Source organism: Streptomyces xantholiticus, from assembly GCF_014651015.1.
Taxonomy (GTDB): domain Bacteria; phylum Actinomycetota; class Actinomycetes; order Streptomycetales; family Streptomycetaceae; genus Streptomyces; species Streptomyces xantholiticus.
The window spans coordinates 1-13,321 of the sequence record NZ_BMWB01000035.1; the positions used below are offsets into that span (position 1 = coordinate 1).

Here is a 13,321-nt window from a genome sequence, read left to right on the forward strand (position 1 = left end):
GGAACTGACGCACCAGCAGCAGAAGTCACACAAAAACTAACGATCAACTACTGGCGCAGGACACTAGTAGTGCTTTGTTAGCTGCTCTTGTCACGGCTTGTGTTCGGTAGTTCGCTGGCTGTATGAGGGCTGGGGAACTTGCTGCGGTGCGCTTCCAGTTGGAGGGGTTCGCCTCTGAGGTGTTCGCCCCGTTGGTCCGGCGGGATCAGCGTGCCAAGGGCTCGCTCTACTTGCGGGGGCTGTTGCTGGACGGGCGGCGGAAGTCGATGCAGCCGATGGCCGAACGCCTCGGTATCGATCACCAGCAGTTGCAGCAGTTCATGACGTCCTCGACCTGGCCCGTTCAAGAGGTACGGGCCAGGTTGGCCTGGCGGGCCGCGAAGGTGGTCCGGCCGCAGGCGTGGGTGGTGGACGACACGGGCCTTCCCGAGGACGGCATTGCCTCGCCCGGGGTGACCCGCCCCTACTCGGGCACTCTGGGCAAGGTCGGCAACTGCCGGATCGGCGTCAGTGTTCATGCTGTCTCCGACACCGCCTCGTGCCCGCTGTCCTGGCGCCTTTTCCTGCCTGCCGGCTGGGACACGCCCGAGGCGGCCGACCGCCAGGAACGCAAGCCACACCAGCGGTTCAGCGGTTCAGGTAGGTGACCCAGGCCCTGCCGGCATCGACCGCCCGGGCTCGGTACGCGCGCAGCTGCGGGGACCCCTGGTCTGCTCGGCGGGCCCATCATGTGGTCAGCGCGGAAGCGAAGGCGCTGACCGCTTGGCTGCTCACTTGCTCGTAGGCGGGGATGAGAGTGGCCCACTTCTCGGCTTCTGGGGCCGTGTGTCCGGCGAGGATGAGCTGTGGCACGAGGAACGCGGTGTCGATCCAGGCTGGACCACGGTGTGGCCAGGCCCAGTCGATGACCCGGATCCGGTTGTCCTCTGCGATCAGGAGGTTGTCGGCGTGTAGGTCGCAGTGGAGCAGCGTGCCGCCGGTCAGCAGTTCGCAATGCTCGGCCGCGTCTTCAAGGACCGGGTTGGTGGCGATCTCGGGGGCGTCGGGGAGCGGGCACGGGATCAGCGAGTCGTGGAGCCGGCCGATCGCGTCGATGACGGGCTGCAGATTTGGGGAACGGGCGTCAGGTCGGGGTGGCGGCCGGTGATGAAGCCCAAGGCCAACCCCATCCGTCCGTCGCTTTCGAATGAGGTGAGCAGCCGGGACCGATCCCGGTCGGCAGTGCTTGGTTGGCGGCGGCTTCCGCCCGGTACATGTCTGTCACCCAGTCCCCCAGCTTGACCAGCTCGTCGTAGCGTTCCCGGGTCACACGGCCGATCATCTCGGGCAATCGGACACCACCCCCACAGGCCGACCCGGGGGCGGCACCCTATCCAGGCCGCCAACTTGCCCTGGCAACCGGTTACTTCGCACCGTCCGAACGCCCTCCGGCCGCCTGAAAGGGCGTGTGTCCCCGGCGCGTGGAGCAGCCTCGTGGCCGCCGGATCCACGGTCTCACATCCCGCGCTGCCCAGTGCGCCGCCTGTGCCAGGCCCGTTTGCGGCAGCGGGGAGAGCAGGAGATTGCCGAGACGGGATGCTCGACGCCTACGGTCCAGGACACCCTGCACTCCAGGCAGCTGGACATCAACCCGGCCTGGACCGCCTCGGTCCTCGCCCGTGTCCGCCGCATCCGCCGCCAATGCCGCGACCGGCAGGCGGACGAGCAGAACACCGCCGCCGCCTTCGCCGTCGGCATCAGCGGACCTCCGCACCCGCGGCACAGCCGCGGCCCGGTGTCGTCGTCCGTGACCACGACCAGCCTCAGCCGGGGCAGCCCCTCCTTGCCCATTCAGTCACCAAGTGGGCCGGACGCCCGCCCAGGCGGTGGGAGCAAAGGGAATTGCAGGTCAATCATGCCGCTGGCCCGCTGACCTGAGGTCTGGGCGAGTGCCCAGGGCCTGCCGGGCAGCCGCCAAGAATCGCTCGCGGTGGGCTGTCTGTGACCGCACTTCGTCCCAAGCCACGCCCTGCTGAGAGGGCGCATCCGAGCGTTGCTCCCGCTGGGCGGCATACCGCTGGTGCTCGAGTCCCGCGGCTCTCGTCAACTCCGCCGCGCACTCCTCTACAGACGAGGGACCAAGGACCGAGATGCGCGCGGATCGCTCGACCATGACACGCACCTGCTCCCCCAACGCCTCCACCTCGCTCGCCGACGGCAGGCACTCCGCGAGCTGGACATCACGACCGGACCGTTCACTTCGCGACCCGCGCTCTTCGGCAGCGCGGAGGGCATCGGTGGCCACACGCGCGAAGCTGTCGTACGCACGCATGAAGCCTTCATAGGCTTCGAGACGTTGTTGCCGCAGCCAATGAGCGTGCTCAGCGGTGGCTTGGTCGCGGACCTGCTGTTGTGCGGCCCGCGCAGTTCGCTCTGCCCCCGTCCGTGCGCCCCAGGCCGCCGCAGCACCCCCAATCGCGGCTCCGATCACACCAAAAACACCCGCAGCCATCGCCGCTATCCCCTGATCCACACGGAGATTGTGGCGTGCCTCCCCCTCGCTTGCGTACCTATTGCCGACGACGGCAAGGCCACCGACTCGCATGCAACCCTCTCAACGCTCTCGGTCAACGATCACCGCTGAGACAGGGAAAGGCCTTCAACGCGCGTCGGCCCCACAGGTCGAGCCCACTCGTGAACACCCTGCCCTTTGTCATGCAGGGCTCAGACACAGCTTCTGAGCGTCACACGGGGCTGAGCCGTCACAGGGGGCTAGCCGGACGGAAAGGCAACCGGCGGCCGGCCGGCGGCAGGGTTCCGGCGCCTCAGGCCGCGGTCCGGGCTTGCAACGCCTTTGAAGAGTCGACACGGCCAGCACACCGCTCGCGCTGCCTGCTTCGCCGACCACTTGGACGGGGTGGGCCACGTTCGTCGACGCCCTGCCGGCGCCCGTCCGTGCGGCGGACGACCCCGCCTGGTCACAAGCAGAGCGCGAGGACTACCACTCGGAGTTCGCCGTCATGCTCACCCCGCGATGGACGCGGTGTTCACCACGGTCAGGAGGCTGCTGCTGGTCAACCGGCGCCAGCAGGCCGGCGCCCGGCGAGGGCTGATCATCTCCGGCCCGGTCACCAGGGGGAAGACCATCGTCCGGCGATGGCTTCGATGGTGTCGGTCATGTGCTCGCGGCGGCCGTGGTGGAGGGCGAGGGCTCGCCAGTTCTTCGGGTGTGCAATGCCGTGCTCGACCCTGACGCGGCGGGAGGAGTGAGCCTTGCGCCGGCGTTCGTCGATCTCCTCGTACCAGTCCAGGGCGTTCTTCTTGACCTTGCGGTGCGGCGGTGTCGCCACTCGACCGCCCGTCTGGGCACCGAGCCCCTGGTAGCCGGCGTCGGCGAGGATCTCCACGGCAGGCCCGTCCGCAAGCAGCTTGGGCCTGACTTTCGGGCATGAGTGATGTCGGCACAACTGGCCGGCTGGGCGGCGCTGCAGAACAGCAGCTTCCCGTGCGCGTCGGTGACGGCCATGGACGTGACGGCGTTCTGCTTGTTCTTGCCGGAGACGCACTTCTCCCGGTCCTCGCGTCCCGCGGCCGGGCGGCGCACCCGGGTCTCGGTGCCGTCGATGATCTGGTCTGTCCGCTCGCGCCGAGATCGTCGATGACCTCGGCGAGGGTATACGCAGCCCGGTGCCCGGCGCGACGGTGCAACCGCGCGCCGCCGGCCACGGCCGGACGTCGCCGATTGCGCGCGTGACGGTGGAGCGGTCGACACCGAACCAGCAGGCGGCACATCGTGCGTGACGCCGTGCCGCAGGTGGACGAGGGCGGCCAGCAGCCGGTCGACGAAGACCGGCTTGTGCTTCGCCGCGGCCCCGACCGCCCGGGGCCCGCGACGCGAGCGCGGCCTGGTGCCGCTCGTGCCGCAACAGGCCGATTTGGGCCATGAGTTCAGCCATCACATCCGGCGACTGATTTGCCGGCTTCGGATGATTGCTGCACGCGCCCGAGCCCCCACCACGCAAACCATGATCAACGATCGCGGTTTCACCCCGCCGGCGCCCACCATGCACGCGCTCGTCAGGCGGGCGTACGAAGAGTCCCGCCCGCCCTCCGCCTGTACAGGACCGCCCCTCCCGTCACCCCGGCCGCCAGCAGCCCCAGGGCGAGCAGTGCGGGGATCAGGACGACCACCACGCCCGCGCACAAGCAGCCCACCCCTCCGATCGCCAGGACCGCGGACCTGCGGCCGTCGGTGCGCAGCAGGATCGCCGCCGCCGCCAGCAGGAACACGCCCACTCCCCCGGCCAGCGCCCAGGCCACCAGCCCGTGCAGCGGCTCGGACAGGTCGTAGTGCTTGCTGTCGGCGACCTGGTGGAGCGCCTTCTTCATGCCCAGCGCAGTGAGTACGACTCCCGCGACGAGCGGCAGGTGCAGGAAGGTGTAGACGTCGCGTGCCAGCCGCGTGCGGGCGTCGCCGTCCAGCGTGGTCAGCCGGTGCTCGGCCCTCTCGCTGATCTGCCGGAAGTACAGTCGCCACAGTCCGGCGACGACCATCACCCCGGCGGCAGCCGCAGCCAGCACCGGCACGGAGATGGGGAGGCCGGACACGCCCACTCCGATCGCGACGATCGACTCCCCCAGGGCGATGATCACGATCAGGCCGTGCCGCTCGGCAAAGTGCGCGGGCGACGCCACCCGCCAACCCGACGCCCCCGTGACGTAGATGCCGCAGTAGTCGATCAGGACCGCGCCGAGCCAGACCAGGGTCTGCGCGATGCCGGTCAGGGTGCTGCCGACCAGAAGCAGCACGAAGGGCGGTGCAACGGACAGCAATGCGGTCCGGCGCAGTGTGGCATGGAGTGCGTCGTCACCGGGGCTGGAGATCCAGTAGGAGACCAGGTGGAGGACCCGGACCGCGCCGTAGCAGAGTACGAACACCAGCGGCGCGTACAAGCCGCCGGACAAGTCCGCGTACACCTCCGGCACGGTCAGTGAGACGACCAGCACGACCACCATCACCGCGACCAGCACGGTAAACATCGCGCCGGAGTCGGCTCGCACCACATTGCCCAGCCAGGCGAAGCAACACCAGCACCACCACAGCAGGGCAAGCACCACGGTCGCGCCGAGCAGCCGCAGTGGCGTCGGATCGGCCGCCATCAGTGCGGTGACCTGTGTAATCGCGTACACGAACACCAAGTCGAAGAACAACTCGGCCGGCGTCACCCGGTGACTGTCATCGGTGGCAATCATCCGGGAACGCTCTCTACCTATAGCCACAGACTCTCCCCCTCCGCATACGGCGCCCAGTGCGGCCGAACACGCGCCGAACGATACCTATCGGATCCGCGCGTTCACCGTCGCTCAAGGCCACGCCGCCGACGCGTGCAGCAGCGGGCTCTTGTACCGCACGGCCACTGCCGGTACGCCACCTGGCGCAGCGCCGCCTCGCGGTACGCCGCCTCCAGCGCCGCGTAAACCGTCTCGCGCGGGCCGAGACGGACCGGCACCGGCCCCAAGAGCGCCCGCAACGACCACCGGGCCATGCTCGAAGTCATTGCGGACGACATTCTCGACGGTCAGCACGACACCGGGTCTCGGCCCTGCTCGCCCGCCGACACCGCCACACCGGTACCGTCTCCTTCTTCCGCTGCTGGTCACCGGCCCGGTCCCGCTGTCGAAGCCCGCCCGGTGGTGTGCTGCAGATGGAGCGTTGTTCGGCGAGCCAGGCGCCGACGGGGGTGGTGGCGGGTGCCGAGGTGGCCGTGGGTGTTGTGGAAGGCCTGGGTTGAGGCGAGGGCGGCGCGGCGGGAGCGCGAGGTGTGTCGCGGGGGTCGAAGGAGACCAGGCCCATGGCGCGGGCGACGTCAAACCGCGCCGCTCAGGCGCCCTGTTTGACAGTAGGAACGCCGACGGGGCGGCATGCTCCAGGTGCCGAGGGATGCCGCCCCGAGTGGGACGAGGCGCGGTATCAGTCGTCTTCCACCGCAGACGGCGCTGTGCGAGCAAGGTCGAGAACGTACCGCTCAGGGGTGGGGCAGTTGGCCCAGGCTTGCGTGATGCGCTCCGGCTCCCAGTGTTCGTCGATCTGTTGAAGGGTTTCGGTGTAGTAGTCGGCGCAGGCTTGCCGACCGCTCCACCAGGCGGTGCCTTCGTAGACGCCAGGCTGGGGCAGGGTCATCTCTCCGGCGGGGCCGAGGGTGAACTGGTTGATGACGAGGATGCCGGTCTTGGAGTCGAGCGTGACGGTGGTGTGGCCGTCGGCGTCAGCGGGGGGTGGGGGCGGGGTGTCCCACAGGCGAATGGTGACGTGGACCCGGATGTCAGGCTGCAGGGAGTGCAGGTAGAGGTGGTAGCCGTGGCCGGCAACGACGTGGTCGCGGGCTGCTTGAAGGGCCAGCTCGTCGCCGAGGTAGTCGTCTGCGTCATAGACCTGGACGATGCCGCGGTCGGGGCGGGCGGTGACGCTGTACTCGGCGACAAGCTGCATCGGATGGGCTCCTTGGTCAGGGGGGATCTTCATGTAGAAGGGGTCGCCGTCGAGTATGCGGTTGGCGGCGTACATGCTGTTGAGCAACCGGCAGCCTTCCCGCCCGAATCCCTGGCCGGGGCTCTGGCGCCCAGTTTCTGACCTCACGCGGTCCCTGGGTCGGGATAACCCGGCACAGCGACCCGGAAGACCGATTGACCGATTGCCGGCGAACTCCGACGACCGGGCAGTTCGTGTCGCCGAAGCTTGAACAGAATTTGCGCAGCCCACACCGGAACAGAGCGGCTAGCGTGGCGTGGTGTCGTCCGCCCTGAACGGGCCGCCGTGGCCGGGCACGATCAGGTCCGCGGCGGTCATCACCCGGAGCCGGGAGGCGCGCAACATCTCACGGTCGGGGGCTACTGGGTCGTCCGCCGGGCCGTCCGCGTGCCACCACAGGTCACCGGCGAAGGCGACCACGCCCGAGTCCGTGCCCGCCAGCAGTGTGATGTCCTCGGCACTGTGGCCCGGAGTGCGGATCAGCCGTAGCGACGGGGTGAGTTCGTAACCCTCCGCATCCCGGTTCCTCCACTGATCGCCGAGGTACTCCACGTGGTGGTCGTGCACCCGGGCCCGTCCGAACAGGCCCACGTTCATGGTGTTGTCCGGGTGGTGGTGGCTGAGCACCACGTCGGTGATGTCGTCGGGACCGAGCCCCAACTCGTCGAGCGGGGCGAGGATGCGGTCGCGACTCGCCACCATGCCCGGGTCGAAGATCACATGCCGGCCGGCGTCGGATACGTAGGAGACGGTGGCGGCGACTCCGGGGCCGGTGGAGCCCACATATCCGGTGGTCAGGATCGTGTACACGGCGCTGCGGCCGAGCGGTGCGTCTGTCATGGCCTCAATCCTTGTGGGTAGGCGGATCGTTCACGAGTGGCACAGCTGCCGCTGATCGCAGGATTGGTGCCACACTGCACGTGTGCCTCCCTTCATGACCGTCGCCGCGTACACCCCGCCCGGAGTCGGCATGCTCGCCGTCGGCATCGTTACCGAGGTCTTCGGCCCGCACGGCGAGACACTGCCCGGCTTCGACTTCGCCCTGTGCACCGACCGGCCCGGACCGGTCCCCACTGACCTCGGCGTGCCGCTCACCATCACGCACGGCCTGGATCGGCTCGCCTTGGCCGATCTGGTGATCGCCCTGCCATGTGCCGGCTTCCGCACACCACCCGCTCCCGCCGTGCTCGATGCTCTGTCGGCCGCACACGAACGCGGCTCACTGGTCGCGGCCCACTGCGTCGGCGCTTTCGCGCTCGCCGCCGCCGGACTGCTCGACGGCCGGCGGGCCACCACCCACTGGCGGTTCGCCGAACTGCTCGCCCGCCGCCACCCCAACGTCATCGTTGAACCCGACGCCCTCTACATCGACGAAGGACGCATCATCACGGGCGCGGGAGCCGCCGCGGGCTTCGATCTCTGCCTGCACCTGCTGAGGCGGGAGTACGGAGCCGCGATGGCCAACGCTGTTGCCCGGGACGTGGTGCTGCCCTCCCACCGCGACGGCGGGCAGGCTCAGTACCTGGCCGCCCCTGTCCCCGAAGACTGCCGCGACGAGCGTCTCGCCGAGGTACTCGCGTGGGCCCGCGAGAACCTCCATGAGCCGCTTCCCGTCGCGGAACTGGCCCGGCGTGCCGTGATGAGCAAACGCTCCTTCGCCCGCCGCTTCACCGCCGCGACCGGCACCACCCCCCACGCCTGGCTGCGGAGCCTGCGCCTGAGCAGCGCCGAGGAGCTCCTGGAGACCACGGACCTGCCGGTCGAGGAGATCGCCCACCGCGTCGGATACGGAAGTGCGGCCGTCCTGCGCGAACAGTTCGTGCGCCGCCGGGGAGTGCCGCCCCGCTCCTACCGCCGTTCCTTCACGAACACGCCGTGACGAACAAGGCGAGCAAGCGCCGCTCCGAGCAGGGCCGCCTCCCACTCCCGCAGAAACCTGGCTGCGGCCCGGCGGGTGCTGGGGGTCTGGCGGACAGCGGAGCGTGAGGTCAGCTCGTTCGGGACCGGGCGTGCGCGAGGAACGCGGCGAGGGCGCCGCCTGCGCGGCGGGTGAGTTCGGGCCGGACGACGTCGTCGGCGTCCGGGTCGTAGACAGTGCCCGGCGTCGGCGGCGAGCATGCCGGAAGGCCGCTGGTGGTGTGGCGGGCACCTCCTCGAAGTCGGCGACCGCTGTCGTGCCGGCCAGGGCCTCCGTCGTGAGCCATGTCGCCCGGTCCTCCCATGAGCAGTTCTCGGCCTGAAGGACGCGCCCGCTTCCTTCGGACACGAACAGTGATGCAGGCCGGAGGAGTTCGTAGTTGTTCAGGTCCAGACTCACTGCGTCGTCATCACCTGTCGGCGGGCTGCCCCGTTCCTGGCTCGTTGAACATGGCATCGCGTGCGTTGAGGGTGGGCCATCAGGTCGACCACCTGCCCGCCCTTCACCGGGCCCTGCGGGGCGGGGCCGGCTGTGTCGCGAGGCATCAACAGGTTCGTCCGACACGCTGCAATCGGGTGGCCGTTCTCCATCTCCCATGTGATGACGCATTCAATAGGACCACGACTGACAGGAGAGGCGATCCCCATGACCACGCAACCACCAGCCGGTTACGCGTACGGCTCCACTCCACCCGGTCCCGTCTCGAGGGACGAGCTGGCCAAGCTGGAAGCGACTGTTCTGTTCACCGCCGATGACGTGCAGGACCTGCGCATGGCGGGAGACGTGCTGGAGGACCAGGTTGAGGACATCCTGGACGTCTGGTACGGATTCGTGGCCTCACATCCGCACCTCGTAGCCTATTTCGCCACCCCTGATGGAAGGGTCCTGGACGATTACCTGGCGCGTGTACGGCAGCGATTCGGCCAGTGGATCATGGACACCTGCCGTCGTCCCCACGACGAGGAGTGGCTCTCCTACGCGCACGAGATCGGACTCCGCCACACACAGGACAAGAAGAACCAAACCGACCAAGCCGCATCCGTACGTCATATCCCCCTGCGCTACATGGTGGCGTTCATCTACCCCATCACTGCCACGATCCGCCCGTTCCTGGCGAACAAGGGCCACGACGAGGGGACTGTGGAGCGCATGTACCAAGCCTGGTTCAAATCGGTGACGCTGCAGACCGCCCTTTGGCTCCAGCCGTACGCCGCCGACACATGGTGATCGAACCGTCCTGCCAAGAACCGAAGCCTGTGCGCCATGGTGCGGGCGGCAGCCAGGACCGGCAACACGATGACATCGAGAGCGCCTTCCGCGTCAACCCCGATCGCGCCCCGAATGTGTGGGAACGAGGCAACGGAACGAACCGACGGGTGCGGCCGGTGACCGACACAGCCAAGGCGCGGCACGCACACCCGACAGCATTGAACAGGCCCCTCCCCCTCGGCGCCCCGACCTGGGAGGACGTAGAGAGAAGGCTGTGGGTCATGGGTCCGACTCGCTTTCCGGCGGGCGTTCCCGGCTGCGCGCAGGTGCCACTCCCCCGCCGCCGCCGGGGCGCAGCGCATCGGCTGCGCCCCAGGGGCCGGGTCGGTCCTGGACGAGTCGCAGCGGGCGGGCCTGGCAGCCCTGTCGAGCACCACTGGAGCCGTCCATGACGAGCAGGTCAGGCGAACCGCCCGCGCGCCATGGCCTCTTCCAGCGTCGCGGGGTCCAGGCCGGCAACGTCACCTAGCTCCTTGGTGCGGGCCAGGTACGCACGCTGGGCTTCCAGCGACTCCGTTGTCGTTGTGGTCGCCAGCCACTCGGCGCCCTCGAACCGCAGCCCTTCCTCAAGCGGAAGGCAGCCTCCCTCACGGACGGCTCGCTTCACGGCCCCGATGGCCGCTTTCGGCCGTCGGCCCAGCTGGGCGGCGTGCTCGATGGCCGCATCGAGCAGCGCGTCGGGCGGTACGACTCTGTCCACCAGGCCCATCTCACGGGCGTCGGTCGGGCTGATGGGCGTGCCCTCCAAAGAGATCTGCAGTGCCCGGCGTCCGCCCAGTAGGCGCGCCAGCCGCTGGGTGCCGCCGGAACCGGGCGGGAACCCGAGGAATATCTCCGGTTGGGAGATGCGATAGGGGCCGTCAGCCATGAAGCGGTAGTCGCAGGCCAGAGCCAGCTCGCAGCCCCCACCACCCGTGTCCCCGTTCAGGGCCGCAACCCAGACGGCCGACGAGGTCTCGATCGCATGGAAGACGTCCTTCATCTGCTCCCAGGCCATGAGCCCCACCAGCGGGGAGCGGGCAAGCAGTGCACTGCCACCCGGCGCCTTGAGAACCGCGCCGGTGGCCCGGAGCCCGACGCGGATGACCGAGGCCCGGAACTTGGGAGATCGCTTGGCGCCTCCGTGGATCAGCCGTACATCGAAGTGGGCGAGGAACCGCGACGAGTGGGTGCCCGTGAGCACAACGGCGCCCACGCTCGGATCACCGTCCGCACGGCGTACCAGCGCCCCGAGTTCCAGGACCATCTCGCGGGTCATCAGCGCGGACGGCGGGCTGTCGAGCCGTGCCACCAGGACGTTGTCATGTTGTTCGACGAGGACGGTCTTCTTCGTCATCTTGCCTCTCCGGGTCAGACACCCCATGTCGTTCGGTGTCAAGCGGCATGGAAGCGGGCATGGTGCGACGAGGCGGTCGCTTCGTCGTAGGCGGTGCAGGTTTCGAGGCAGCCGTGGAGGATGCCGACGAGACGGTTGCCGACCTGGCGGAAGGCGGCGTTGTGGCCGACCTCGCGGGCGCGTTCCTGTCGTCGTACGGGCGCACCCGGGGCGAGGCACCGAGGGCTGCGAACGCTTGGATCCGGAATGCGTCGGCGAGCCAGCTATTCGGACGCAGCGTGCGGCCCTGGAAGCGGTGCGGTCACAGACCGAGGTCGCGGCCGATGATTTCCTTCATGATCTCGTTGGAGCCGGCCCAGATCTTGGTGACCCGGGCGTCGCGCCAGGCCCGTGCCACCCGGTACTCGTTCATGAAGCCGTAGCCGCCGTGCAGTTGGACGCAGGCGTCGAGCACGTCGTTCTGCACCTGCGCGGACCACCACTTGGCCTTCGCCGCGTCCACGGCGGTGAGTTCGCCGTCGTTGTGTGCCATGACCGCCTGGTCGACGAACGCCTGGGCCACCTCCAGCTGCGTCACCAGTTCGGCGAGCAGGAACTTGTTGTACTGGAAGGAGCCTATCGCCTGGCCGAACGCCTTGCGCTGCTTGGTGTATTCGATGGTCTCCGTGAGGATCTGCGCGGCGTGCGCGAGGTTGGAGACCGCCGCTCCGAGGCGTTCCTGGGGCAGTCGCTCCATCATGTGGGCGAAGCCCTGATCGACTTCGCCGATCACATGGGCGTGCGGTACCCGGACGTTGTCGAAGAACAGCTCCGCCGTGTCGGACTCGGTCTGCCCCACCTTGTCGAGCTTGCGCCCCCGGGTGAACCCCTCCATCCCCGTCTCCACGCCGAACAGGGTGATGCCACGGGCCTTCTTCTCGGGACTGGTCCGTGCGGCGACCACGACCAGGTCGGCCGAGTAGCCGTTGGTGATGAAGGTCTTCGACCCGTTGAGCACCCAGGTGTCACCGTCCCGCACCGCGGTGGTGCGCAGGGCCGCGAGATCGGAGCCGCCGCCGGGCTCGGTCATCCCGATCGCCGTCACGATCTCCCCGGAGCAGAAGCCGGGCAGCCAGCGGCGCTTCTGCCACTCGGTGGTCAGATCCACCAGGTACGGGGCGACGATGTCGGTGTGGATGCCCAGGCAGGAGGAGAGTGCCGCGGTCACCTTGGCGAGCTCCTCCGCCAGCACGGTGTTGTACCGATAGTCGCGCGCCTCACCGCCCCCGTACTCCTCGGGGATTTCAAGCCCCAGGAAACCCTGCTTGCCGGCCTCGATCCACATGTCGCGCGGGATCGCGGCCGCCTCGATGAACTCCTCGGTACGCGGGTGGACATGGCGGTGCAGGAACTCCCGTACAGAAGCCCGGAAGGCTTCGTGATCCGCTTCGAACATGCGGCGCTTCATGGTCGGCCACCTCTCAGTTGACTAAGCGCTTGCTCACCCTGCTGGCGGTCAACCTTGCGGGTGCGCGGCGCCGCCGTCAACCACCGGCCGTGACGCCCCGCTATGAGTCGGATCACAGGGCGCGCCGGTGCCGGGCTCAGTCCCGCGGCATGCACAGCGCGTTCGTCCAGAGCTTGGTGACGGTCTCGACGAGCGTGTCGAAGGGAACCGCTTCGCCCAGGGCGAAGGTCGCGTACGCCAGGCGGCTGACCATCGCGCTCAAGGCCCGGGCGGTGACGTCCGGGTCGAGCTCCGGGTCGGCGAGGCCCGACTGCTGGAGGCGGGCTATGGCGGCGGCGCTGCGGTCGATGAACACGCGCGACCGTTCCAGCCGCATTCGCACGAACTGCGGGTCGACGGCGGCGGCCTGTTCCATGGCGGCCATGAGGCCGGCGTTGCGGCGATAGGACTCCAGGTAGGCGCGGTTGGCGTCCTCGACCCCTCGCCACAGGTCCTTTCGCTCGCCGTCGCCGCCGTCGCTGACTCCCGCGTGCAGCATCTCGTCCCGCAGCCGCTCGAGGACGGCGGCGAACACGTCCTCCTTGGATGAGAAGTGTGTGTAGAAGCTGCCGGTGGCCACCTTCGCCTCGGCTGCGATGTCGACGATGCGGGCGTCCAGATAGCCGTCCCGCTCGAAGATCCGCCGGGCCGCGGCCACCAGGGCGTCATGGGTGCGCTTGCCGCGCCGGGTACGGGTCCCGGCCGGCCGGGGCTGCGCGGGCTGTCCGGTTCCGGAGTCAGGGGAAGGCATGGGTGCATCCTAAACCATGGTTGAATCCGAATCCGGATTCACGTAGTTTGCGG

The 13,321-nt window shown here is 68.8% G+C and carries 11 protein-coding genes and 3 pseudogenes; 3 read left to right on the plus strand and 11 right to left on the minus strand.

The features are described 5' to 3' along the window. Nucleotides 1-122: 122 nt before the first annotated feature. Nucleotides 123-611: pseudogene (locus IE198_RS31905) on the plus strand (IS701 family transposase); the annotation flags it as partial. A gap of 115 nt (nt 612-726) precedes the next feature. Here IE198_RS31905 and IE198_RS36230 read toward each other — a convergent pair. The 7 genes and pseudogenes from IE198_RS36230 to IE198_RS31930 all read right to left on the minus strand — a co-directional run bounded on the left by IE198_RS36230 (nt 727) and on the right by IE198_RS31930 (nt 7,348). Next, nucleotides 727-852, minus strand: coding sequence for a hypothetical protein (locus IE198_RS36230; protein ID WP_268246517.1), 126 nt, complete (start codon nt 850-852; stop codon nt 727-729). 9 nt (nt 853-861) lie between these two features. Next, nucleotides 862-1,188 (minus strand): annotated as a pseudogene (locus IE198_RS36830) (phosphotransferase family protein); the annotation flags it as partial. 1,919 nt (nt 1,189-3,107) lie between these two features. Beyond that, nucleotides 3,108-3,386, minus strand: coding sequence for a transposase (locus tag IE198_RS35820; protein ID WP_229834642.1), 279 nt, complete (start codon nt 3,384-3,386; stop codon nt 3,108-3,110). Between the two features lie 86 nt (nt 3,387-3,472). Next, nucleotides 3,473-3,769 (minus strand): annotated as a pseudogene (locus IE198_RS36450) (hypothetical protein); the annotation flags it as partial. A 287-nt stretch (nt 3,770-4,056) separates the two neighbouring features. After that, nucleotides 4,057-5,232 carry a low temperature requirement protein A gene (locus IE198_RS31920; RefSeq protein WP_189892986.1) on the minus strand — a complete coding sequence of 392 codons (1,176 nt, stop codon included), beginning with the start codon at nt 5,230-5,232 and terminating at the stop codon, nt 4,057-4,059. Nucleotides 5,233-5,950: 718 nt separating this feature from the next. After that, on the minus strand, nt 5,951-6,544 hold the full coding sequence (locus IE198_RS31925; protein WP_229834644.1) for a hypothetical protein: 594 nt from the start codon (nt 6,542-6,544) through the stop codon (nt 5,951-5,953). Nucleotides 6,545-6,754: 210 nt separating this feature from the next. Further along, a complete protein-coding gene (locus tag IE198_RS31930; protein ID WP_189892988.1) occupies nt 6,755-7,348 on the minus strand; it encodes an MBL fold metallo-hydrolase in 594 nt (197 codons plus the stop codon). A gap of 94 nt (nt 7,349-7,442) precedes the next feature. Here IE198_RS31930 and IE198_RS31935 point away from each other — a divergent pair, with 94 nt between their 5' ends. Beyond that, complete coding sequence (locus IE198_RS31935) at nt 7,443-8,387, plus strand: GlxA family transcriptional regulator (RefSeq protein ID WP_189893051.1); 945 nt, start codon at nt 7,443-7,445, stop codon at nt 8,385-8,387. Between the two features lie 109 nt (nt 8,388-8,496). Here IE198_RS31935 and IE198_RS31940 read toward each other — a convergent pair whose 3' ends face one another. Further along, a complete protein-coding gene (locus IE198_RS31940; RefSeq protein WP_189892990.1) occupies nt 8,497-8,712 on the minus strand; it encodes a hypothetical protein in 216 nt (71 codons plus the stop codon). A gap of 359 nt (nt 8,713-9,071) precedes the next feature. Between IE198_RS31940 and IE198_RS31945 the strand changes: the two genes are divergently transcribed. Further along, a complete protein-coding gene (locus tag IE198_RS31945; protein ID WP_189892992.1) occupies nt 9,072-9,653 on the plus strand; it encodes a protoglobin domain-containing protein in 582 nt (193 codons plus the stop codon). A gap of 442 nt (nt 9,654-10,095) precedes the next feature. Here IE198_RS31945 and IE198_RS31950 read toward each other — a convergent pair whose 3' ends face one another. From IE198_RS31950 to IE198_RS31960, 3 genes are all read right to left on the minus strand, one after another. After that, nucleotides 10,096-11,031 carry an enoyl-CoA hydratase/isomerase family protein gene (locus tag IE198_RS31950; RefSeq protein ID WP_189892994.1) on the minus strand — a complete coding sequence of 312 codons (936 nt, stop codon included), beginning with the start codon at nt 11,029-11,031 and terminating at the stop codon, nt 10,096-10,098. Between the two features lie 301 nt (nt 11,032-11,332). After that, nucleotides 11,333-12,478 carry an acyl-CoA dehydrogenase family protein gene (locus IE198_RS31955; RefSeq protein WP_189892996.1) on the minus strand — a complete coding sequence of 382 codons (1,146 nt, stop codon included), beginning with the start codon at nt 12,476-12,478 and terminating at the stop codon, nt 11,333-11,335. Between the two features lie 136 nt (nt 12,479-12,614). Then, complete coding sequence (locus IE198_RS31960) at nt 12,615-13,268, minus strand: TetR/AcrR family transcriptional regulator (protein ID WP_189892998.1); 654 nt, start codon at nt 13,266-13,268, stop codon at nt 12,615-12,617. Between the last annotated feature and the right edge of the window lie 53 nt (nt 13,269-13,321).